Here is a 22,577-nt window from a genome sequence, read left to right on the forward strand (position 1 = left end):
ATGGCGATGCTGAAGAGGTACCACGACGCCCAGCCGGAGCCCGGTGGCGAGGAGGTCGGGGTGGCCAGGGCCCGGCTGCGGGCCCACGGCCGGGTGCGGCCCGTGAGACGTCGGCGGCCGTTCCTGGGGCTGGCCACCCTGGTCGCGCTGGCGGCCCTCGTGGCGGGCATCTCGTTCTGGCCCGCGCAGGAGCGGGAATCCGTGCGCCTGGTTCCCCGGGTGGTGGAGACCACGTTGCGGCCGGTCGCCGGCGCGGCGGACCTGGCCGCGAACGCGGCGGTCCTGGCGGCGGCGGAGAGCGACGACGTCTTCGCCCCGACCGACTGGGCCTACATGAAGACCGACACCGGGGAGCTGTGGCGGCGGGTGGACGACACGAAGTTCGCCACCCGCTACAGAGGCGGCGAACTAGAGGTGCACGAGGGCTCGGAGTTCGAGGTCGGCTATCCCTTCCTGCTGTCGCTGCCGACCGACCCGGACGCGTTGCTGGCCCGGATGGACCAGCAGATCGTGGAGGAGAACGCCATGTTGAACCGGCCCGAGATGAGCGAGGACGAGCGTCACCTGTGGGCGTTCCGGCTGATCTCCATGGGGATGGGAGAAACCGTGCTGCCCGCGAAGCTGCGCGCGGCCATGTACGGGGCGATGGCGCGGATCCCGGGGGTGAAGTACGAGGGCGGGGTGAAGGATCCGGCCGGACGCCGGGCCATGTCCCTCTTCCACGGCGACGAGCGCGTCTACATCCACCCCAAGACCTACGAGTACATGGGCTTCCGCTGGCCAGGCCAGAAGATCATCGTGTACAAGGCCGTGATCGTGGACCGTGCGGGCGAGCGGTCATAGCCGGCCACAGCGAGGTGTTCGTGGCCCTGTTCACCATGTACAGGCACAAGATCGGGCGATGAAGTACCTGTATCGGACCGCTGGATGGCGGTAGGTCCCATCGCGTCGGCCCGCTACCGCCACTGACCGATTGGTTGCTGCTCAGGGGCCGACACCCGTCAAGCAGGTCGGGCCTGTTGCCCCGGCCGGTACGTTTCCCCCCGGGACCAGTCTGGACAGCCGGTTCGGGTACCCACTGTGGTCGGCTGGCGTGTCGCGGCGGCCCCCGCGGGAGAAGGGATGGCTGTCGCATTCCCGTCCGTCGATGACCGGGGTACCGGAGCATCGCGCGTCAGGTCTGGTAGGGGCGGCGGGTGCGGGCCTCGCGCAACGCGTCGCCCCACCAGATGAGCTGGTCAAGGAAGCGCTTGGCCGCGGCATGGGCCGCGTCGCCGTCGACGGGCTCCCCCCGGTCGTCGAACTTCTCCCAGAAGTTGGAGAAGCTGATGGTGTTGCGGATCGTGGTGGCGTGCACCTCGGTGAAGACTTGGCGAAGTTGCTCCACCGCGTGCAGGCCCCCGCCGACACCGCCGTAGGAGACGAAGCCGACCGGCTTGGCACTCCACTCCTCGAGGTACCAGTCCACGGCTGTCTTGAGAGAGGCCGGATAGCCGCGGTTGTAGACGGGGGTTACGACGATGAAGGCATCGGCCGCGGCCAGCCGGGCGCCGAGCGTCTGGACGGGAGCGGGTAGCGGAGCCTGCTCGTCGTCTCCCGTGAGGACTTCCGGTAGGCGGGCCTTCAGCAGATCGATGTACTCGACGTCGAGGCCGCCGTGCCGGCGGGCCTGGTCGGCGATCCAGTTCGCGGGTGTCGGGCAGAAGCGATCGTTGCGGATGCTCCCCACGATGACGGCCACCCGAAGAGGTTCTGCCACGGACATTGCGGTCACTTCCTTTCCGTTCGTTCGTGCGCCGCGTCTTGGGTACGGCGATCCGCCGTACCCAAGAAGAAGGAGGTCACGGCGGCGAGGGTGAGCATCGCGGCCGCGGCCACGGCGGCGAGCAGGGTGAGGCTGGTGCCGAAGGCGTCACGGGCGACGGCCAGGAGGTCCCCCGCGGCTTCGGCGGGCAGCCGGTCGGCGGCCGACGCGGCTGAGGCGAGGCTCTCCCGCACCTCCGCGGCTTCCCGGTTCGGAATCCCGGACGGCAGGGCCCCGTCGATGAGGCGCTGGTAGATGGCCGTGCCGGCGGCGCCGAGGGCGGCGATACCCAGGGCGGCGCCCAGCTCCTGCCCGGTCTCCGTGAGTGACGCGGCCGATCCGCTCTTCTCGGGGGGTGCTTCGGCGATGACCATGGAAGTCACCAGCACCATCAGCGGGGCGGCACCCAGCCCGATGAGGACGGCCGCCGCGGCTCCCATTTCCGGCCCCGCGTCCAGCCCTACCAGGGCCAGCAGGACGAACCCCAGCGCCGCCAGCAGCAGGCCGCTCCAGATGATCCGAGTCTCGCCCAGCCGGGCGGCCAGCGCGGGAGTGCACAGCATGCCGGCCACGGTCGCCAGAGCGTAGGGCATCATCCACAACCCGGATTCGGTCGGCGAGAAGCCCTGCACAAGCTGGAGGTATTGGGCGAACAACAGCATGAACGCACTCAGGCAGACGGCTCCCAGCAACTGGCTGCCCAGGCCGACGGTGAACACGCGACGCCGGAAGAGCGCCAGGTCCACCAGCGGGTCGGCCAGTGTCCGCTGCCTTCGGACGAACAGCCAGCCAAGGCCCACACCGGCTACCAGCGTCAGGCTCGCCGCCCCCCAGCCGCCGGTCGCCGCCGCCTTCAGCGCGTAGACGATGCCGAGTACCGAGGTCAGCGACAGCACGACGCTGACCGGGTCCAGCCGTCCGGCCTTCGCGTCCCTGGACTCGGGCAGCAGCAGGGGTCCCGCCACGAGCAGCACCAGCATGACCGGCACTCCCATCAGGAACACCGCGCCCCACCAGAACCACTGCAGGACCATCCCTCCGATGACGGGGCCGAGGGCGACCCCGCCCATCAAGGCGGCAGTCCACACCGCGATGGCCGTTCGCCGCTGCCCGTCGTGCGGGAACAAATGCCGGATCAAGGAAAGGGTCGAAGGCATCAGGGTCGCCCCGGCCACGCCCAGCAGCGCACGCGCGGCGATAAGCATCTCCGGTCCGGTGGAGTAGGCGGCGACCACGGAGACCGCGCCGAAGCACGCCGCGCCGATGAGCAGCAGCCTGCGCCGGCCGATCCGGTCCCCGAGGGTGCCCATCGTGACCAGGAGCCCGGCGATCATGAATCCGTAGATGTCGAGGATCCACAACTGCTGGGTACTGCTGGGCCGCAGGTCGGCCGCCAGGTGGGGCAGCGCCAGATGGAGCACGCTCAAATCGATCGCCATCAGCAACGTGGGCAGGACCAGGACACCGAGCCCCAGCCATTCCCGCCGCCCTGCACGCGATTGCGGCAAGGTGTCCGCCGTGGTCCTCACTACACGTCTCCTTCCGTACGAGTCGCCGGCGAACCGAAGCAGTCCGGCCGCCCTCACATCACCGAGCATCGAGGGCCTACCTTCCGGAACGGCTCCGGAAGGGCTCCGGCGGCAGCGGGGCCGGGGGCCGTCCTCCGTTTGGATCCGGTACGGAGAGCGGCGGTACCGTGACAGCATGCGATTCGGACTACTCGGCCCACTGGAGGTACGGGACGACGGCGGCGAGACGGTCCGCATCCCCGAAACGAGGGTCCGAACGTTGCTGGCCGCGCTCCTGGTCCGGGAAGGTCGCGCGGCGACCGTCGACGCCCTCATCGACGACGTGTGGAGCGGCCGACGACCGGCCAGCCCCCTGCGGGTACTGCGCGCAAAGGTTTCCCAGCTGCGTACCGCCCTGGCCACCGCGCAGGACGGCGGACGCAACAGGGTGCGAAGCGTCCCCGGCGGCTATCTCCTCCCGGTCAACGCCGACGAACTGGACGTACTGCGCTTTCGCACGCTCATGGCCCGCGCCCGCGCCGCGGACGTGCCCGGGCAAGCCGTCGCGCTGCTCACCGAGGCCCTCGATCTGTGGCGGGGGCCGGCGCTGTCGGACTTTCCCGAGACGCCCTTCGCCGTCGCCGCGGCGGTCCGGCTGACCGAGGAGCGGCTGAGCGCGGTGGAAGAACGGGCCGAGCACCGGCTTCGCCTGGGCGAGCATGGCCCGCTCGCCGACGAACTGCGGCCCATGGTGGAGGAACATCCGCTGCGCGAGCGACTGCTGGCCGTACACATGAGCGCGCTCTACCGCTCGGGCCGCCAGGCCGAGGCACTGGAGGCTTACGAGAAACTGCGGCACCAGCTCGCCGAGGAACTGGGCGCCGACCCCGGCCCCGACATCACCACGCTCCACCAGGACATCCTGCGCCACTCTCCCCGGCTCGCGACGCCTCCCGCCCTGCCCCCGCGGGAGTCCGCGCTGCGTCCCCGGTCGAACCTCCCCGCCCCGGTCAACCGCACTATTGGCAGGGAACGCGAAACCGAGCAGGTGCGGCGCCTGCTGCGCCAGGCCCGGCTGGTGTGCCTGACGGGCCCTGGCGGGGTCGGCAAAACCCGGCTCGCCCTGGAGGCCGCCACCGGCCTCGACGAGGAATTCCCGGATGGAATCCGGCTGGTGGAGTTCGGTGCGCTTTCTCCCGCCGAGGCCACGGTCGAGCGGGTGGCCGAGACCGTGGCCGCGGGCCTGGAGATCAGCGACGGCAGCGCCGTGTCCAGCCCCGAAGACCTCCTCCAGCATCTGGCCGACCGGCTGCGCCCCTTCCGCATGCTGCTCGTACTGGACAACTGCGAGCACGCCGCCGAGCCCGTCGCCCGGCTGGTCCACGGGCTGCTGCGCGCAGCCCCCGGCCTGCGCTGCCTGGCGACCAGCCGGGAGCCGCTGCGAGCGGAGGGGGAACACGTTTTCGAGGTCTCCCCGCTGGAGACCGGCGCGGGTCGGCCCCCGGTGGACCTCGACAGCGCGCCCGGCGCCGTACGCCTGTTCGCCGACCGTGCTCTGGCCGTCGCGCCGGACCTGCGGCTGGACGCGGAGGCGCTCTCCGTGGTCGCGTCGGTGTGCCATCGCCTTGACGGACTGCCGCTTGCGCTGGAGCTGGCTGCCCATCGAGTCCGCGTGTTGGGGCTCCCGGAGCTGTCCGCGCACCTGGATGATCGCTTCGGCCTCCTGGTCGAGGGCCACCGCGCCCTGCCCCACCGCCAGCAGACCTTGCGCGCGGTGATCGACTGGAGTTGGGACCTGCTGGGTGAGCCCGAGCGCCGGGTCCTGTGTCATCTCGCCGTGCACTCCGACGGATGCACGCTGGAAGCCGCGCAGGCGGTGGCCGAAGGTGAGGAGCATCTGGACGGCGGGGTACTCGCCCCGCTGTCGCGCCTGGTCGGGCAGTCCCTGGTGAGCGTGCAGCAGACTCTCCACGGCCCCCGCTACCGTCTGCTCGAGTCGATCGCCGCCTATGCGGCCGAGCGGCTGGAGGAGTCCGGACAGGCCGAGGCGGCACGGGAGCGCCACATGCGCTTCTACGCCGGCTTCGCCCAGCGCGCAGATCCCATGCTGCGCAGCGCTGAGCAGCACCAGTGGCTGCAGCTCATGCAACGGGAGGAGGCCAACCTGCGTACCGCCTTCTCCACTGCGATAGGCCGCCGTGACACCGACATGGCGCTGGTCCTGGCCTCGGCCCCGTTCTGGTATCGCTGGATCCGCGGCCGACTCGGAGAGGCACACCGGCTGCTCGCCGAGGCCCTGGCCATGCCGGGCGGCAGCCGGGAACGGCGGGCGATCGCTGCGGCCTGGCACGCCGGCCTGGACAACATGAACCCGCGCGCAGCGGACCCGGTGGCCGGTGCGAACGCAGCCCTGGCGCAGTTCGACGGCTTGCCGGACCACAACGCGCGAGCCAGGGCCAAATGGTTCCTCGGCCCCGCACTCATCGCGCACCGGCACCGGGCGCAAGGCATGGAGTTGCTCGACCAGGCGGTGGCCGAACTCCAGGAGCAGGGCGACCTGTGGGGCGTCGCCGTCGCCCTGTCCAACCGGGCCTGGCTGGAGCAGAGCCGGGGCAATTCACCTCGGCATGAGACCGATGGCAGGCACGCCCTACAGCTCTTCCGCGACCTCGGGGACAGATGGGGACAGCTTCAGGCCATGGCCGTGCTGAGCAGGCACGCGGAGATCGACGGCGACTTCGGCGAGGCCTCCCGAATCGGCCGGCAGGCCCTGTCCATCGCCCGAGAGCTAGGTCTGTGGCCAGAGGTCTCGACCTGGCTGTCCAGCCTGGCCTGGTGCGCAGTGGCGCACGGCGACTTCGAGCAGGCACGGAACCTGCACGAGCAGGCATCTCGGCTGGCCACCGAGATCGGTTACAGCTACGGAGAACGCGCCGCCGAGCTCGGCTCCGGGATGGCCGCCCACCGCGAAGGACGACTGGAGGCCGCGGACCGGCATCTGCGCCACTGGCTGGAACACGCGAGCGACATAGCCGGCACCGTCGACCTGGCGATGGTCTTCACCGAACTCGGTTGCATCGCCGAACTGCGCGCAGACACAGAGACAGCGCTGCGGGAACACAGCAGAGCGCTGACCACCGCACTGGAAACCGGATCTCTACGCTCCATCGCCCGCGCGCTGGAAGGCCTGGCCGCGACCTTGGCGGCGGCATGCCGGGCCCGCCAGGCCGCGCACCACTTGGGCACGGCGGCCGCGGCACGCACGGCCATCAGAGCGAAGCTGCCCACCACCGAGCAGGCCGAGGTCGAGCGGGCGCGCTCGGCAGCCATCGCCGCGCTGGGACCGGAAGCCTACGCTGAGGCATACCAGCATGGCCGGGCCCTGGATCCCCGACAGGCATCCCACGGCGCGGTCTCAGAACTCACGGTGACAGCTGGGGGTGACACGTGACATGGGACTGGTCTGATCTTGGGTTTCGCCGATCGAGCTAAGCGGCTCGGCGGTACTCGTTAATCGCTCCTCCGAGTATCTCGTGGCCTCTGATCCGGCCTTCCACGAACGGAGATTCCCCGGCTCTGTGGCGCTTGGTGGAACGGTCGGTCCATGCGGTGACCGGAGCAGGCGAACAACCGCAGATCGAGTACCCCGGTTTCTACCGCACCCGCTGACGCAGCTCCCGAGCTCGCGGGTGCGCTGGCAACTTCCTACCGTGCCATGGCAGCTAGCTGAAGCAGTTCTTGCTGGCCCGACCGGGCGCGGCCGGACACCATCGAGGTAAGCAAGCACTTCGATGAGTATCCACGGATGCGCCCGATGAAATCCAAACTCACCATCCGCAGGGCAGGAATCGTGTCCTTCGGCAGTGCCCCGACCGATGCGATCCGCATCATCGCGGCGCTTCCCGCTGAATGGCACACGGAGCTCGACATCATCGACTCCGGCGAGATCGTCCTGACCATCAGGGGCGTCACAGCCGAAGGTGCGCTGGACAAGGTTGGTCCGGTCCTGACGCACCCGGCCTACAGCCACCTGAGCGTGGTGGCCTGTGAGACCCAGCGGTGAGTCATCCGGGTCAGCACCACCCGGCTTCGGTGGCGATGCGGATGGCGTCCACCCGATTACGCGCGTTGAGCTTGTAGACGATCCTGGACAGGTAGTTGCGCACAGTGCCCGTGGACACATGCAGGCTGGCCGCGATCTCCGGCGGCTCCGCGCCCTGCGCGGCGAGCCGCAGCACTTCGATCTCCCGCTGGGTCAGCGGGTTGTCACCGATCTCGAAGGCGGTCAGCGCGAGCTGGGGGTCGATCACCCGCCCGCCCGCGGCCACCTCCCGTACGACTCTGGCCAGCCGTTCGGCCGGGGTGTCCTTCAGAAGGTATCCGGACACGGACGCCGCCATCGCACGCCGCAGGGTTCCCGGCCGGCCCAGTCCCGTCAAGATCAGAACGCGGCAGGACGGCAGGCGCTGGTGCAGTTGCTGCGCCGCGGTCAAGCCGTCGACCACAGGCAGGTCGATGTCGAGGATCGCCACATCGGGGCGGGTCTCGAGCGCGGCGGGAAGGATCTTGTCACCGCTCTCGACCTCGGCCACGACGGTGAGGTCGGGTTCGGTCTCCAGAAGTGCGACCAGGGCGCCCCGCACGATCTGGACATCTTCGGCGAGAAGGAGCTTCAGCATTTGATCACCTATCGTGCCGTACTCGAAACAAGGTCAGTCAGCGGCCGCCGGCCGACCCGTGCCGACGCCGGCGGGCAACTCGGCGGTGACATGGCACCAACCCGCCTCCGTCGTAGTGCGCAGCGTGCCGTTGATCGCTTCAGCACGGGAACGTACCTGAGTCAGTGAGTCGTCGCCGGGGTTCAGGGGGCCGTCGTGCGAGACGCGCAGCCGTACGGTGTCGACGTCGCTGCTCACCTTGATGACACATTCCGTGACACCGCGCAGTTGGACCAGCATCGTGACCGCGTCGCGGAGCACCATCGCAGCGGCCACGTCGTTCTCTCCCACGATCTCGTCACCCGTGACCTCGACGGTGAAATCGATCCCGGCCGCACGCAGTGCCGCGCGGCTCGACTCGATCTCCTTGGCAAGAGAGACGTGCCGGTATCCGCTGGCCAGGGAGCGTACCTCGGCCACCAGCTTGCGGGCGGCGACCAGCACGTCCGTCGTGTGTTCCTGGGCCCGCTGCGGTTCCGCGGCCGCGATCCGGCGGGCCTCGCCGCAGGTCCACATGATCATGGAGAGGTCGCGGTCCAGCAGGTCGTTCACCTTGTGCGCCGCCCCGAGGCGTTCCTGCGCCTGGGCCAGCCGGACGATCTCGCCTCGCATCCGATGGCTTTCCGCGACCATCGTCGAGAGGGAGGCCAGGCCGTACAGAATCAGTCCGGTGTAGAGCGTGGAGAGCACGAAGTGCGCCAGCAACACGGTGTCGTTCTCGATCGCCAGGCCCAGGGCCAGCACCACCGCTCCCACGGCCGCGAACAGTCCCCAGCGCCAGACTCCCCGCAGGAGCAGCAGGATGGAGCCGGCCAGGAAACCCGCCATCGAGCCCCACAGCGCGCCCATCCAGACCAGCGGCAGGAACGTCGCCACGGCTTGGAGCGTCAGCGTCGCGGCGGAGATCGGCGCCGACCGGCCCGCGGGGCCCAGAAACGTGTGGGCGAGTTGCGTGGCCAGCAGGACCGCCAGGCAGATCCCCACCCCGGCCGTAAAGCCCTGAGGGCTACGCCAGAGCATGTTGGTCACCAGAATGGGGATGTAGCCGAGGACGACCGCCAAGGTCAGAAGATGGACCGCCGCCGGCGCCCACACGGGAGAGTTCGGGCCCGGCGAAGCGCCCTTCGCCTGGTCGGCTCGCCCGGCCGACGCTTCCGGGGGGAGGTCGGAGAGCGTGATCTCGGCGGTGAGGCGAAACCAGTCGTGATCCTGCTTCACCTTCAGGCGTCCAGCGAACGAGGCCAGGCGCGAGGCCAGGTTGTCCAGCCCGCTTCCGCTCGTGGACAGGTCCTCGGCGCCGACCCCGTCGTTGGCCACGCTCAGCCTGGCCACGCCGTCGAGGACATCGGCCTGCACCGTGCACTGACGGGCTTTGCTGTGGCGCAGCACGTTGGTGACCGCCTCGCGGAGCACGACGGCCAGCACGCAGTCGACGGCGTGCGTGAGTCCGTCGATCGACGCGCTCACGTGGACGTCGATCTGCGCGGCCGACAGCGTGGACTCGATCGAGGTGATCTCTTGGGACAGCGACAGCTGCTGGTCGCCCAGTGGAATCGTCCGTAGTTCCGCGGTGGCCCGCCGCGCCACCAGCAGCGCCTCGGAAAGCACCGCTTCGGCCTGCTGGGGCGAGCCGGGTAACAGCCGGTGCGCCAGTTCGTTCTTCAAGGTGAACGCGAGCAGGTCGTGTCCGACCACGTCGTGCAGGTCTCTGGCGATACGTACGCGCTCGCGCGCCGCCGCGACCAGGGCGAGCGAGCGGCGGCCGTGCTCCAGGGTTTCCGCGCGCGTGGCGAGGAAACTGATCCCGTAGAGAGCCAGGCCCGTCACGGGGGTGTAGGCCAGGGCGTAGACGAAGCTCACCGCGCCCAGCCCGTACGCCCAGGTGAACGCCAGTCCGGCGGCGCACACCAACGCGAACAACGGCCAGCCGAGCCGAAGAGGCGCCACGAGGAGAACCGACGCCGCCAGCAGGGCGAGCATGTGCAGGGATGACGGACCGATCCACAGGGTCGGAGCGAGGACGACGACCGCCAGCGTTCCCAGGGAGGCTGCCTTCGCCGCGGGCCGCCACAACCACGGCCTGCCGAACGAATGGGCGACCTGCAGGCCGAACGCGACGGCCATACACGCGACGAAGGTCCAGACGCCCAGCCCGTCCACCGACCCCCAGACCTGGTTGACGACGTTCACGGCCGCGTTCAGCAACCACCCCGTGAGTACGCCGGCGGTGACCACCAGTGCCAAGCGTGGCGCCGGCGCCACGATTCCCCCGCTTACCCACATACGTGCCACCCGAGCGCTAGGGACCGACTGCCTGGGGGAGCCTTGGCGCAATACGTCCCCCCATCGCCACCTCCCGCCGGGTGACGCACCGCGCACCCCCGCCGTCAGTCAGGCGCTGCCTGCTCCGCCGAACGGCTAGCTCGATTATGCGCCAGAAAGGTCAGCACATCAAACTCTTGCCATAAGCCGACCACTCGCGGTCATTTACGGGATAGGTCTCCTGAGTATCGTCAGGCCGGTCGTCGGATGTCTCACCTATCACCAGCCCTCCGACACCGGACTCGCTCAACCAGTCGAGCCCCAAAATGCCGGCCGTCACATCGACGTCACTACTGTCGAGCACACCCGCCGACAACCCTATGGCCGCACTCACCAGGAGAAACGTCTGTGTTAGCGCGCCGACATCCTTGAGTAAGAGGGCATAACTGAGTCCGTTGAATTTCCATGATTGCCTGCGGAATCGCGCGGTGAGGGTGACGAGTACCGGCGGATCAGCGGCAAGGTTCGCCGATTGTCGGCTATTCTCAAGCAGTTTGTCTCCGCGAATCGTTACTAAAGTCAACCGATGGGCTAGCGGATCGTAGTGATAGACGCCCTTCTGCACCCCCGCACAGGCACTGACCGTGACGTAGACCTCCAGCCCGTAAGTACCACCCGCGCTTCTGTAGGGCCGATCGCTCGTGGCGAGGGTAGAGGTTCCGTCCTCGTCACCGGTCAGCGATCGCACCCGCACCGTTCTGTACAGGAGCTCGCCGAGATCGTCGATGGTGGGAGCCCGGCCGCCGCATGCCGGCTTCGTGTTGGCCGCCTCCAACGCGGCGATGAGCGGCGGATCGGTCGCGATCAGCTTTTGCCATCCCGGCCTGGGCAGGTCCACGTGGTTGTCACCCACCGGAGGCTTGACCACGGGCTCGATCACCCTGTGGCTCAGCCGATGTGTCTGACCGAAGTCGTGGTCATGGCGCCCCTGCGTGGTCCTGCTGTGGAACATCAGGTTGAGCGGGGTCCATGCCCTGTGCACGGGGTCGGCGTCCTCCTCGAAGTCCCCCGTTCCCGACGCCTGGACCACCATCCCGATGTCGAGCAGGCACTGGACGAATCGCATGCTGATCGGGGTCAGCTTCGAGGGGAGCGCCGGACGGCTCAGCCCGCCCACGAGGGACATGGCCTGCGCGTGATGGAGCACCACCCGATGGAGGCAGAGCGGTGACTCCATACGCCAGTCTCGCCCGTCCGAGGCGATCGAGACGAAGCGGGAAAGGCGCACGGGAGCCTCCAGCCGCAGCGGGGCCGGCCGGAACCGGGCCTGCGCGGACATCGGTACCACGGAGAGCAGTGCCTGCCCCTTGTCCGGGCCATAGGAACGGATGACCATCGGGTGCAACTGGACGAGTATGCGATTCAGCGCCTTGGCGTCCGCCGCTCGGGTGATGACGTTCTCCAAGGAGATCGGTCCCAGGCACATGCGGCGTAACGCTTCGACGACCGGCGGCGCGGGCATGGGCAGCCACCGGTCGCCCCACCGGCCGGACAGGGCCAGGCCCTTCTCCTGAAAGTCCAGGTAGACGTCCTCCCGGAACGACCACAGTGCGAACCACATATCTCCACCTGCTTCACAGAAACAACGGGACGGGGTTGAGCTCGTCATACGACCTCGGTGCGGGCAGCCATCCGAGCCTGGCCGGTACGTCGTAAAGCCGGCCTTCGCCCAACCGCGCCCAGAAGTGCCGCAGGCCGGGCACGATGACCTTGACCACCGGCATGCCGATATCCGGCCGCGTCTGGTCCAGCACGAGCAGCTCCGCACCCATCCCACTGGCCAGAGTGCGCATGTGGCCGATGTCGTCGCTCAGGTCCTGGCGCGGCGCGTAGGCATAGTCCCCCGCACGCAGCGGCGTCAGGGCGGGCTCCGGCAGCAAGTAGGGGTGCGCCGTCGCGGTCGCCGTACTCCACTTCCCGAGGTTGCGATCGCCGAGGTCGACGGCCGACAGCAGCTGGCCCAGTTCGGTGAGCGCTCGCCGCAGGGCGACGTGGGGATCGAAATGCGCGCCGCAGCCGAGCATGATGGACTCCGGCCCCTGGCCCAGCCGGCGAGAGATCGCTGCCATCACGGGGATGCCCAGGTCGTTCGTGACGTCGAGCACCCATACCGTCCTGCCCAGCTCGCGGTAACGCTCCAGGAGCCGGGTGATCCACGGGTCGCCGAACGAGTCCACGTCGACCGCGGGACGGCGTGCGCGGTTGTACCACCACATGGCCACGGCGTCACGCTCGGCGAGTTCGAGAAAGCCCTGGACGATCGCGTCTTCGAGGCTCGACCCCGCGGCGTTGCCGTTGGAGTCGGCCCAGAGCCTGCCGCCGGATCGGTAGTAGAGCAGATCGGTGGGCAGGAAACGCTGCTCCTGGCGGGTGAGCGACCACACCGGCGTCCATTCGGTCACCGTGGTCTCCGTGAAGGGCTCGGGGACCTGATGAAAGAACGTGTGCGTGGCGTTCCAGCGATCACGCTCACCGAACTGCCGCGGGTGGAAGAGCTGGCAGTCATTGGGGTGGATGGCCCGTGCCCCGAGGCCGCGCATCGAGTCGACCGTCGTCTCCTCGTCACCGAAGCGGGACGCGGAGTACCGTTCGACCGCCTCGCACAGGGCACCCACCTTCGCCTCGATGCTGGTGGCGCCCTTCCCTCCGCTCCGTGCCCGCAGGCCCGCCCTGACCCCGTCGAGGTTGTCGGCGCGCAGGGCGCGATTGTGTCCCGCGAGATAGCAGTGGACGAACGCCGGCGATCGCGGATCGCGTTCGATGTCGCCCGTGATGCCGGTGATCGAATCGGCCAGGTGGTGGTATCGCTGCCAGACCTGCTCAGCCGGCAGCGCGCGGTGGCCGTTGCCGCGCATCGCGGCCTTGGGCCGGGCGCGCACCTCGACGGACGCCCGCGTCAGCCTCGCGACGAGCGTGGGGTCGCCACACCCGGGACACTGAGGCCGGTGGCCGACGACGTGCCGCCGCGACCGCAGCGTGGTGGTGTCCAGGGTCCACAACGTGGTGAGCAGGTCGTCGCGCTGCGCGCCGCTGCCTGCGGCCAGCCACTTGGCGGCCTGGAGCACCGCGAACTGAATGCCGATCGACCTGGTCACCGGCAACGACGCGAACGGGCCGCGCACCTCGCCCGCGACGCCGAGCACGCGTCGCAGGCAGCTCTCGCCGTACCTTCGCTCGCGCAGCCGGCTGGCCAGGCAGGTCCAGCAGGGCCCCGTTCCCGGGGCGAAGACGGGGCCGATCCAGGTCACCGGGCCCGTGGTGAGTGCCGGCATCCAGGCTCGCCCCGACCTCCGATGCCGAGCGCTGATCTCCGCCAGCTCCTGGTCGAGGTAGTCGTCACAGAAGACCAGCGTGAGGTCGGCGGCGCCGCTCGCGGGGCGCAGTCCCACACTCGCGCACGCCGCCTCCGCCTGCGCGATGTCGCCAACCCCCGTCGACACGATGCCCACGGTGCGTTGCCCCGGCTCGGGGTCCAGTCCGGTCAGATCCCAGTACGCCGCCGCGGCCGCGTCGCCCGCCTGCGATCGGGGGCGAAACCCGATGAGGTTCGCGCTCGACAGCTGGCCGAGTACCTGACCGAGCGCCTCCTGCGACAGGCCGGGCGGGCGGGCGAGTGAGATCTGTTCCAGCGTCCTGGTGCCGTCGAGCAGCGTCACCACCTCGCGCAGGTGCGTGCCCGAAAGAGCGAGCGCCCCGTCGGGTGACAGGACGTAGACGCCTCCCCCCGCCGTCGCTTCCACGCGTACGTGGCGCTTGAAGCCGAGCACCATGGCTCTGGAGGCCGGCATGATCACGCACGGCCGGACGGCCAGGCCGGGACGTTGGCGCCCGGCCGGTCCAGGTTCTGGATGGTCACGGCCGCCTCGTTCAGGGGACGCCCGCCGAGTTGCGGGGCGTCCGCGGCGTTGGTGATGACGATGCCGAAGTCGGCGAAGGTACCCACCGGGTCGGCGAGGTACCGGCCGGCCAGGCGCGGCTCGGACCATGTGCGCATGACCAGCTCCGCGAACCGCCAGTCCTGCTCCTCGATCCGCTTGGCGCTCGTCCTGACCTCTGTCATCTCCGCCACCTCCGCCTGGTCGATCACGTCAACCAGGATTGTGCGGTAGCGGCGGGCTGCCGGGAAGTTATCGACTCACCAGTCCATATGTGACCGATTCACGTCGAAATCGTGAACGGTGTCCTACGTGAAGGTGAACATCCACATTAGGCTGCCCCTCGTGATCATCTCACCTGAGCGTCCGCCGAACGGGGACCCGGGAACCGAACAGAGCGTACGGCGCGTGACACCCCGGCCGCCAGCCTCTGGAGCGCGAGGCGGCCGGTCCACGCGTGGCCGTACCGCATCCTCGGCGACTACCGCAGGTGCTTCTCCCAGATCGCCTCGTTGAAGGAGGTCCCGGCATGACCGCGATCGAGGCGTTGCGCGGGCTGCCCGTGAGCGCGGGACCGTGAGCCATGGATCTCACCGTCATCGGCATCACCGCCCCTGCCGAGCAGGTCTACCGCTACTTCCTGCGGCACAGAGGCGAGAGCATAAGCTCGGTCCCCGACGCGCTGAGCATGGATTTCGAAGCCGTCGAGGAAGCCGTCGAAACGCTGGGCCGGCTGTCCATGCTGGACCTGACCGATCGCTACCGGATCACCGCCACCCAGCCGCGCGTCGCCATCGAGCGCCTGGTGGAGCGGCGCCTGGAGGAACTCAACGCGGAGACACGCAGGGTGTTCGCGGCGCGTGAGGCCATCGTCAGTTTCCAGCAGGACACCCACACGGGCGATCACACCCGCGCCTTGGACATCGAGCGGGTGGAGGACGGCTCGCGCGTCCGCCAGCGACTGGACGATCTGGCCTTCCTCTGCCACGAAGAGACGCTGTGCCTGCATCCGGGCGGCCCGTTCAACCAGATAATGATCGACTCGGCGATGCCGCTCGACACGCGGTCGCTGCGCCGGGGGCTCAGAATGAAGGAGATCTTCCACCCGCGGGCACTGGACGAACCGCGCATGGTCTCCTACCTGCGTGAGCTGGTGAACCTGGGCGCGGAGATCCGGATCACCGAGCAACCCATGGACCGCTTGCTGATGTACGACCGCGCCGTCGCCGTCGTTCCCATCGACCCCCGCCAGGACTCCGCCGGCGCGCTCCTGGTGCGAGAACCCGGGCTGGTCTCACAGCTCTACATCTATTTCGAGGGCCTGTGGAAGAACGCCGTGGAACTACGTGAATACATTGATCCGCCGACCGGAAAACCAGATCTCTCCGAAATGGAAAGACGGGTGCTCGCGGCCATCGCGACGGCGGACAAAGACGAGATCGCCGCCCGCACCCTGGATATATCGGTGCGCACCTACCGGCGTCATGTCGCCGACCTCATGGCGCGGCTCGGTGCGGCGAACCGTTTCCAAGCCGCGCTGCGCGCCAAAGAAGAGGAATGGATCTGACCGGCCGTCTAGACGGTACCTGGCCAGGTATTTCCCCCGCAGTTCACGACCTGCGCGGCGGCGGCGAACGCGCTGCCGAGCGATACCACCGCTACCAGAGTTCGCTTCACCATTTCGCTGCTCCCCATTTTCCCGCAGTGCCTGATACATTCACCACTCTGCGACGCGGGCGACAGAAAGAAAATAAGCGGCGGCTGCAGCAAGCTGCATCAGGAGTTCCGCATCCTGTCATGGAGAACTCCGGCATTCTCCGTGCCCGGCTTTCTGGCTCGGCGGGTATTGGGCGGTCGCCGTGGCGCCTCAGGTCGCGAAATGCTCGACGTCGGCCCGGATCGCCTCGATCAGGCCGGCGGGGTTCATGACGCCGTGCCCCGGCGAGGCGGCGAGCAGGTCGTCGTTGCGCCGGCGGGTGGTGGCGGAGAACGGGAGCCCGCCGGGATCGGCGTACCGGATCGCCCCCGTGGCGTCCCGGCGCGGCAGGACCGCGTTGTGCGCGTGAACGCTGGCGCTGAACGGCACATCGAGCCGCCCGGCGACGAACGCCTTCTCGATACCGCTCAGCAGGTCACCGCCCTGGAGCACCGGCTCCACGAGTTCCACGACCTCCTGGCAGATCCACCGTGTCTCTTCGGCGACGGCGTCCTCGTCCACCCCGAAGCCGGCCCCGAGATAGCCCGAGACGGCCACCCGGGTGGTGCGCAGACCTCGGACGTTCGCCGCGAGATCGGGGATCCCGAACGCCTCCCGATGCGTCTTCACCACGACCTTGGCCGCCCTCCCCCACGTCGCCACCATCCCGCCGAACAGGATCAGGGCGTCCGCCTTGGCGAGATCACGGGGGAAGGCGCCCATGAACTGGTGCAACGCGGGGAACACGGCGGCCCGGTCACCGACGTACCTGCCGGCCAGCACTTTGACGGCACGCAGGGCGGCGACATCCTGTACGGCGTTGCCGCCCTGCGGGTAGGCGATCGTGAGAGCCGTGACGCCTTCACCGGCCGCGGCGACCGCTTCCAGGATGGAGACGGCGAGGCTGATGCTCGGCGGCATGAGCACCGCGGTCAGCGTCCCGAACAGTTCCCGCTCGACCACGACACCATGCCCGGCCAGCACCCCGCAGGCCCGGTCGATCTCCCGCCAGGCGCGCAGCGACTCACCGAGGGGGACGTCCTTCACATAAGGCAGGTTGTAGGAGATCCCTCCGCCCTCGAAGGAGGTGATGCCTGAGGCGATCGCCGTGACGAAGAGCTCTCGCGCGTCGGGTGAGCCATGGCGTACCTGCAGCGGAGCGCGGACGGCCGCGTTGAGTTCCCGTCCCCGCCGCCACCCGTGGCTGACGAGCGGGTAGCCGTTGAGCCGCGCCGGGTCACTCGCGAGGATCCGCTGCGCCTCCCCGAAGCGGCGCAACCTGGTGTGCGAGTCGATGGTGAGTGTCAACAGGTCGGGGGCCGCCTGCTCTTCGAGCTCGATGAGCAGGCGTTTCATCGCCTCGTGCCCGCCCACGCCACAACGTGGCTGCAGGACGGGCCGCCCGGTGCGGGCCGCGTCCCGCAGCAGATCCACGGCGGAGGGCTTGGCCAGGTCCCGGATGTAGCCGACGCACGCGCCGAGGCCGGGGACGTCGTCACCCGCCTCGGCGTCGATGCCGGCGAACGTCACGGCGCCACTGCCAGGCGGTCCGGCCGGGCGCGCTCGGCGAGCCGCGTCAGGAGACCGGGCAGGTCGGCCGGATCCGCGACGATGTGGTCCACGCCCAACGCCCGCAGCCTCGCGTGATCGGTTTCCCCGTCGCCGCCCACTGCGAGATTTCCTCCCAGCAGCACCGGGCACGGCAGGCGACCGGCCGCACGCAGCAGGGGCAGATCCGACAGGTCGTCGTACGCGTGCCCGTTCATGCTGCCGATGGCCACGGCCAGCGTTTCCGGGTGGTCGTCCACGGCCGCCGCGAACTCCTGGAGCGGCGTGCACACGCCCAGATTCACCACGACGAACCCCGCGAGGCGGAGTGACGCGGCGATGAGCTGGTTGGCCACGGCGTGCGCGTCGCTCGCGGCGACGCCCAGGACCACGGTTCCCCGGTTTCGCGAGGTGGTGGCGGAGGTGGGCAGTACGGGCATGATGCTCTCCTGAACTTGGTCAGTCGTCGAAGGCGAGGAAGACCGCGCGCCGCCCGGCCGAGGTGTGCCGGATCCGACTCACGTCGTAGACGAAGGGGTCGGCGCCCGACAGGGAGTCGAACACCCGGTTGATCGCGGGGACGAGTCCCCACGCCTCCTGGTAGGGCGGCCATCCCGGATGCCCGTCGTCGACGTCTCGCTGCCGGGCGAAGACGTAGTCCGCCCACTCCTTCGACCGGGGGTGGCGATGGTGAAAGTCGTGGCAGACCGTGTCACCGGTCAGCACGAGATACCGGCTGGGGAACTGGACCACGGCGAGTTCGGCCCACCACATCGTCCACGCCGCCCATCGGCGCGCTCCCCGCAGGCCCGGCTTCGGCGGTGGGTGGCACAGGAAGATGGCGTTGGTGAGCGAGGCGAAATGTTCCCTGCCCTTGCGCACACCGGGATCGGCGTCCGGGGGCGGGAACGTGTGCTTGACGCAGAGCCGTAGCGTGTTGCTGATCTGGAACAGCACGGTGAGCGGCACCACCCAGCACACGAGGAAGGCGCCCCAGAGGCCCGCCCATGTCAGAAAGATGGCCAGCGCCCCGTAGCAGAGCACGGTCAGCACCCTGGCCGCGGAGCCGGTCGTGGACCAGTAGGCGTGCAGCCGGGCGCCGAGGAACCTCGCGTGGTAGGCGACGGAGAACAGCTTGCGCAGCAGGACGCGCCACATGTGCCCCCGTGACATGCCGGGCCGGAGTTCCAGCGTGAGCAGGAACGCCTGCACCGTGGGGTCGCGCAGCGTCATGTGATGCCCGGCGTGGTGGTCCACGACGTGCTCGCGGCTGTAGGCGTCGAATCCCTGTACCAGCAGCAGGCCGCCCAGCACGCGCCCGAGCAGCCGGTCGGGACGTCTGCGCCCCCACATGTTGCGGTGGGCGCACTGGTGGAACATCATCATCCGCAGGTTGCGCAGGCCGTGCAGGGTGACCGCCCATCCGGCCAGGAGCCCGGGAAGGGACCACCATCTCGCCGCCGCCAGGCTGAGCGCCGCGAGAGCGACGCCCGTCCCGAGGGACGTCATCGCGGCGAGCAGGTGGAACGTGGGGGTCATGCGCGGCCCGCTCTGCCCCTTGAGGGCTTTCCCGGTGAGGAAGGTGAGAGGGAGTTGCAGCGCTCCGGGCAGCTGGCGTAACGCCTCCCTCGGATCCTCCCGATGTGTCTCGCGGAGGCTCAAGCCGTTGTCCGGCATACGTTCTGCTCCTCTGCCGCCGGTTCGTACGCACGCGGGGACCGTTCGGAGTGGCGCCGGCTCATCCAGGCACGGCGGAGACCGGCTCCGGCGCGTAGCCGATGTCCACGGTCCGCTCGACCTGGTCGATGAGCCGGGCCAGCTCCTCGTGGGTGTCCACCTGGCCGCAGCAGGCGTACATCTTGCCCCGCACGCCGTGCCGCCAGTCCGCGACGGCGCCCGGCTCGGCCTGCATGGTCAGCCGGGTGACGCCGGGGAGTGCGCGCGCCTCGGCGACTCCGTCGACCCGGGTCACCTGACTCACCCGCATCGGCGAGGTGCCGTAGTAGTGGAAGACCACGCCGCCGGACGGAGGAGCCGGCACGTCCACATCCTCGCCGAGGGCGATCCGGGCGCCCACCGCCACGAGGTTGAGGCCACGGCCGCGGAGGAAGAGGTCATAGATGTTCCCGCCGAGGCGCCCGTTCATCTCGATGACGGCGGGCCCGTCCGGCGACATCTTCAGCTCGGTGTGGCATATGCCCGTCCTGACCCCCAGGGCGGCGATGGCACGGCCGGCGACGTCCTCGATGGCCGCGGGATCCCATCCGTCCAGCCGCGCCGGCAGGTACCCCCCTCTTTCCCGGTACGGCGGCGCGAGGGCGAACTTGCCGGTGATGCCGAGGTGTGTGACAGCGCCCGACGAGACGATCGACTCGACGGAGACGTAGTCACCCCACGGCCACCCCACGGAACAGCCGGTCATGCGCTCTTCCACGACGTACGCTTCCGCGTCCCCGCGGGCCGGGCGGGCGAGCAGCCCGGCGGCGACGTCGAGCAGCTCGCCGGCGTCCTCGATCAGGTAGGTGTCCCGTGCTCCGGCCCCCACATTGGGCTTGAGGACGCACGGGAAGGTGACACCTGCCGCCGCCGCCCGGGCCGAACCCATGTCGTTGACGAGGAATGTCCTGGTGGAACTCACGCCGGCGGCGTTCAGGATCATTCGCTGGTCGTGCTTTCTGGTCAGGTCGCGCACCACACGCGGATCGTGGAAGGGCAGCCCGAGCCCGGCGGCCACGTGCGCCGTCCACTCCAGCTGGAACTCGCTGTAGGTCACGATGCCGTCGGGAGCGTACGCCGCCAGCAGCCCGGCCACCTCGTCGTACGGCCTGCCGACCACGTCGCAGAAGAGCCCGACCCGCGAAATGACCTCCATGGCCCGCTGATTCCTGCCGGGTTCCGGACACACGAAGAGCGGCTCCGCGATCCCGGCGAGCGACATGCTTATCTCCAGCGGAGAAGCCGCTCCCACGTCATATACCACCACGACACGTTTCAATTCCGTCTCCCGAATCGTGAAACCGAAAGAGTGGAGGGCGGTAACGCCTCCTCCTGCCGCATAGAGCTGTTTATGTGATGCTCCGGCCGGGAGTCAACATCGAACAATCAACGCCATTCGGCGGCCCGGGCCTTGGCATGAAGAGGACACCGCCCTGCAACTTGCTGTCCGGCCGCCACCTGGCCACCTGCCCACGACCCGGCAAAGCTGAGGGCAGGTGAAACGGAAGGTACACGACTGCGATCTCCGGCCGGAGGTGCGAGAGCACGCCTGTGACGTCGGCAGAAAGGACGCGCCGTGAGCGAATTGGCTACCATGACAACGACGCAGGTCATGGAAATGTCCAGGGAATCCATTCTGGAGACGGTCCCAATAGCGGACCTCATTACCACGGAAACACCCAGGCTGACCGGCGAGAATTTAGCGCACATCAGCATGCTCGCCCAAATGGAAGGCGGCCTGCCTCCCATCATCGTGCACCGGCCCACCATGAAAGTAATCGACGGAATCCACCGTGTGCGGGCGGCGCTCATGCAGAAGCGCGGATTCATCGACGTCATCTTCTTCGACGGCAGCGAGCAGGACGCGTTCGTCCTGGCCGTCCAGGCCAACGTGCGCCACGGCCTGCCGCTCACGCTTTCCGATCGCTCCGCCGCCGCCTCACGCATCATCCGATCGCACCCGGAGTGGTCGGACCGCGCGGTCGCGTCGGTGAGCGGCCTGTCCTCCAAGACGGTGGCCGCCATCCGGAGGAGATCGGCAACTGAGGATGATGCGCAGTTGCACACGCGCATCGGCCGGGACGGCAAGGCCCGGCCACTCAACAGCGCCGAAGGCCGGCGCCTCGCGAGCATCCTCATCAGGGAGAAGCCGACGGCATCGCTGCGCGAGATCGCCCGGCAGACCGGCATCTCCCCCGGCACGGTCCGCGACGTGCGCCAGCGCCTGGTGCGCAACGAAGACCCGGTCCCGCCTCGGCAGCGACGGCAACACGGCCAGGGACCGGCCGCCCCGGCCCGCCCATGTCAGACGGATGCGGCCGACGCCACCGCCCGGGGCACGCATCTGGTCAAACGGCCGAAGGATCATGGTTTGACGATGCGCGCCCTCGTTCGCGACCCGTCACTGCGCATGTCCAGCGCGGGCAGGCTGCTGCTGCGCTGGTTCGGCTCACACGTGACGGACGAGCAGCGCGCCTGGCTCGTGAGGAACATTCCGGCCCGGTGGTGCGAGGCCATCGTCGAGTTGGCCCACGCCCGGTCAAGGGACTGGCACCAGTTCGCCCTGGACATGGAGTCCCGCAGGACGTGACGCGGCCAAGGGCCGGCGCACTCGAATCTAGGGAGATCGTCCGTGCTTGAACGCTGGATGCTGGAACACCGCCCGCCGAACGGGCGTACCCGGGCCGTCGTCTACACCGTTCCCGCGGCGGGCGCGGGCGCCGCGGCCCATCGCGAACTGGCAGGGGAGCTTCCGGATCGGCTCGCCGTCTTCTCCTTGCGTCTGCCGGGGCGGGAGAGCCGGTTCTCGGAACCCCCCTTGCGCACCATGACCGAGGTGATCGGCGCCTATGGCGAGAAACTCGCCCGGCACGCGCGCGGACACGGACTGCCGTTCGTCCTGGTCGGCGACTGCTCCGGCGGACTGATCGCCTACGAACTGGGTCGATCGCTGGAACGGCGGGAGAGCGGGCCGCCCGAGGCCGTGGCCGTGATCGGCCAGCACGCCCCATGCGCGGGGGACGCGCCGTCGGCGCTGTCGAGCCTGCCCGAGGACCGGTTCCGCGCGGCTCTGGTCGAGGAGGGCATCCTGTCCTCCGAGGTCGCCGCCGACGACGCCATGTTCGCCTTCTTCGGGCCCGTGGTGCGCGCGGACCTCGCGGTCGCGGAGACATACCGATGGCAGGCGCGGGAACTACCGCGATTCCCGATCATGGCCTTCACCCGTGACCACCTGGACGCACGGACGGAAGCGAGCCTGCTGGCCTGGACGAAGGCCACGCGAGGCGGGGTGAGGCTGGTCGCCCGCGCGAGCTCGGCGACCCAGCTCGCCCGGCTTCTGGACATGGAGCTCGACGACCTCCTCGCCGCACCGCGCTGATGTCCGTGGCC

The 22,577-nt window shown here is 69.2% G+C and carries 17 protein-coding genes; 6 read left to right on the forward strand and 11 right to left on the reverse strand.

Going from position 1 to position 22,577, the window contains the following annotated elements:
• Positions 1-843, forward strand: a complete 843-nt coding sequence (locus tag ACFWYW_RS41670) for a CU044_5270 family protein (protein ID WP_379623376.1) — start codon at positions 1-3, stop codon at positions 841-843.
• A gap of 331 nt (positions 844-1,174) precedes the next feature.
• Here the strand turns inward: ACFWYW_RS41670 and ACFWYW_RS41675 are convergent, their stop codons facing one another.
• Positions 1,175-1,765 carry an NADPH-dependent FMN reductase gene (locus ACFWYW_RS41675; protein WP_379623374.1) on the reverse strand — a complete coding sequence of 197 codons (591 nt, stop codon included), beginning with the start codon at positions 1,763-1,765 and terminating at the stop codon, positions 1,175-1,177.
• Positions 1,766-1,770: 5 nt separating this feature from the next.
• On the reverse strand, positions 1,771-3,333 hold the full coding sequence (locus ACFWYW_RS41680; RefSeq protein WP_379623372.1) for an MFS transporter: 1,563 nt from the start codon (positions 3,331-3,333) through the stop codon (positions 1,771-1,773).
• A gap of 175 nt (positions 3,334-3,508) precedes the next feature.
• Between ACFWYW_RS41680 and ACFWYW_RS41685 the strand changes: the two genes are divergently transcribed.
• Positions 3,509-6,763, forward strand: a complete 3,255-nt coding sequence (locus ACFWYW_RS41685; protein ID WP_379623370.1) for a BTAD domain-containing putative transcriptional regulator — start codon at positions 3,509-3,511, stop codon at positions 6,761-6,763.
• Between the two features lie 363 nt (positions 6,764-7,126).
• Positions 7,127-7,375: a hypothetical protein gene (locus ACFWYW_RS41690; protein WP_379623368.1), complete on the forward strand. Its 249-nt coding sequence runs from the start codon at positions 7,127-7,129 to the stop codon at positions 7,373-7,375.
• Positions 7,376-7,385: 10 nt separating this feature from the next.
• Here ACFWYW_RS41690 and ACFWYW_RS41695 read toward each other — a convergent pair whose 3' ends face one another.
• The 5 genes from ACFWYW_RS41695 to ACFWYW_RS41715 all read right to left on the reverse strand — a co-directional run bounded on the left by ACFWYW_RS41695 (position 7,386) and on the right by ACFWYW_RS41715 (position 14,439).
• The gene (locus ACFWYW_RS41695) at positions 7,386-7,991 is read right to left on the reverse strand and encodes a DNA-binding response regulator (RefSeq protein WP_379623366.1); all 606 of its coding nucleotides are present in this window, start codon (positions 7,989-7,991) and stop codon (positions 7,386-7,388) included.
• A 33-nt stretch (positions 7,992-8,024) separates the two neighbouring features.
• Positions 8,025-10,265, reverse strand: a complete 2,241-nt coding sequence (locus tag ACFWYW_RS41700; RefSeq protein WP_379623364.1) for a sensor histidine kinase — start codon at positions 10,263-10,265, stop codon at positions 8,025-8,027.
• A gap of 208 nt (positions 10,266-10,473) precedes the next feature.
• The gene (locus ACFWYW_RS41705; protein ID WP_379623362.1) at positions 10,474-11,913 is read right to left on the reverse strand and encodes a SagB family peptide dehydrogenase; all 1,440 of its coding nucleotides are present in this window, start codon (positions 11,911-11,913) and stop codon (positions 10,474-10,476) included.
• Between the two features lie 13 nt (positions 11,914-11,926).
• On the reverse strand, positions 11,927-14,140 hold the full coding sequence (locus ACFWYW_RS41710; RefSeq protein WP_379623360.1) for a TOMM precursor leader peptide-binding protein: 2,214 nt from the start codon (positions 14,138-14,140) through the stop codon (positions 11,927-11,929).
• A 2-nt stretch (positions 14,141-14,142) separates the two neighbouring features.
• Positions 14,143-14,439 (reverse strand): hypothetical protein, encoded by a 297-nt coding sequence (locus ACFWYW_RS41715; protein WP_379623358.1) that lies wholly within the window; start codon positions 14,437-14,439, stop codon positions 14,143-14,145.
• A gap of 371 nt (positions 14,440-14,810) precedes the next feature.
• Between ACFWYW_RS41715 and ACFWYW_RS41720 the strand changes: the two genes are divergently transcribed.
• Positions 14,811-15,794, forward strand: coding sequence for a LuxR C-terminal-related transcriptional regulator (locus tag ACFWYW_RS41720; protein ID WP_379623356.1), 984 nt, complete (start codon positions 14,811-14,813; stop codon positions 15,792-15,794).
• A gap of 300 nt (positions 15,795-16,094) precedes the next feature.
• Here ACFWYW_RS41720 and ACFWYW_RS41725 read toward each other — a convergent pair whose 3' ends face one another.
• From ACFWYW_RS41725 to ACFWYW_RS41740, 4 genes are all read right to left on the reverse strand, one after another.
• Positions 16,095-17,453, reverse strand: coding sequence for a methylaspartate mutase (locus ACFWYW_RS41725; protein WP_379623354.1), 1,359 nt, complete (start codon positions 17,451-17,453; stop codon positions 16,095-16,097).
• The gene (locus tag ACFWYW_RS41730) at positions 17,450-17,911 is read right to left on the reverse strand and encodes a cobalamin-dependent protein (protein WP_379623352.1); all 462 of its coding nucleotides are present in this window, start codon (positions 17,909-17,911) and stop codon (positions 17,450-17,452) included. The genes ACFWYW_RS41725 and ACFWYW_RS41730 overlap by 4 nt, the downstream gene beginning before the upstream one ends.
• Positions 17,912-17,930: 19 nt before the next feature.
• A complete protein-coding gene (locus tag ACFWYW_RS41735; protein ID WP_379623350.1) occupies positions 17,931-19,148 on the reverse strand; it encodes a fatty acid desaturase in 1,218 nt (405 codons plus the stop codon).
• A 61-nt stretch (positions 19,149-19,209) separates the two neighbouring features.
• On the reverse strand, positions 19,210-20,343 hold the full coding sequence (locus ACFWYW_RS41740; protein ID WP_379623348.1) for an ATP-grasp domain-containing protein: 1,134 nt from the start codon (positions 20,341-20,343) through the stop codon (positions 19,210-19,212).
• Between the two features lie 420 nt (positions 20,344-20,763).
• Here ACFWYW_RS41740 and ACFWYW_RS41745 point away from each other — a divergent pair, with 420 nt between their 5' ends.
• Entirely contained in the window at positions 20,764-21,777 is a 1,014-nt protein-coding gene (locus ACFWYW_RS41745; RefSeq protein ID WP_379623346.1) for a winged helix-turn-helix transcriptional regulator, read from the forward strand.
• Between the two features lie 42 nt (positions 21,778-21,819).
• On the forward strand, positions 21,820-22,566 hold the full coding sequence (locus ACFWYW_RS41750; protein ID WP_379623344.1) for a thioesterase II family protein: 747 nt from the start codon (positions 21,820-21,822) through the stop codon (positions 22,564-22,566).
• Positions 22,567-22,577 lie beyond the last annotated feature (11 nt).

Origin of the sequence: Nonomuraea sp. NPDC059023 (assembly GCF_042740095.1) — a bacterium.
Classification (GTDB): domain Bacteria; phylum Actinomycetota; class Actinomycetes; order Streptosporangiales; family Streptosporangiaceae; genus Nonomuraea.

Bases quoted from the DNA above. Each gene is read 5' to 3' on its own strand.
- ACFWYW_RS41670 (WP_379623376.1), top strand. From the start codon at position 1: ATGGCGATGCTGAAGAGGTACCACGACGCCCAGCCGGAGCCCGGTGGC.
- ACFWYW_RS41675 (WP_379623374.1), bottom strand. From the start codon at position 1,765: ATGTCCGTGGCAGAACCTCTTCGGGTGGCCGTCATCGTGGGGAGCATC.
- ACFWYW_RS41685 (WP_379623370.1), top strand. From the start codon at position 3,509: ATGCGATTCGGACTACTCGGCCCACTGGAGGTACGGGACGACGGCGGC.
- ACFWYW_RS41690 (WP_379623368.1), top strand. From the start codon at position 7,127: ATGAAATCCAAACTCACCATCCGCAGGGCAGGAATCGTGTCCTTCGGC.
- ACFWYW_RS41695 (WP_379623366.1), bottom strand. From the start codon at position 7,991: ATGCTGAAGCTCCTTCTCGCCGAAGATGTCCAGATCGTGCGGGGCGCC.
- ACFWYW_RS41705 (WP_379623362.1), bottom strand. From the start codon at position 11,913: ATGTGGTTCGCACTGTGGTCGTTCCGGGAGGACGTCTACCTGGACTTT.
- ACFWYW_RS41710 (WP_379623360.1), bottom strand. From the start codon at position 14,140: ATGCCGGCCTCCAGAGCCATGGTGCTCGGCTTCAAGCGCCACGTACGC.
- ACFWYW_RS41720 (WP_379623356.1), top strand. From the start codon at position 14,811: ATGGATCTCACCGTCATCGGCATCACCGCCCCTGCCGAGCAGGTCTAC.
- ACFWYW_RS41730 (WP_379623352.1), bottom strand. From the start codon at position 17,911: ATGCCCGTACTGCCCACCTCCGCCACCACCTCGCGAAACCGGGGAACC.
- ACFWYW_RS41735 (WP_379623350.1), bottom strand. From the start codon at position 19,148: ATGCCGGACAACGGCTTGAGCCTCCGCGAGACACATCGGGAGGATCCG.
- ACFWYW_RS41740 (WP_379623348.1), bottom strand. From the start codon at position 20,343: ATGGAGGTCATTTCGCGGGTCGGGCTCTTCTGCGACGTGGTCGGCAGG.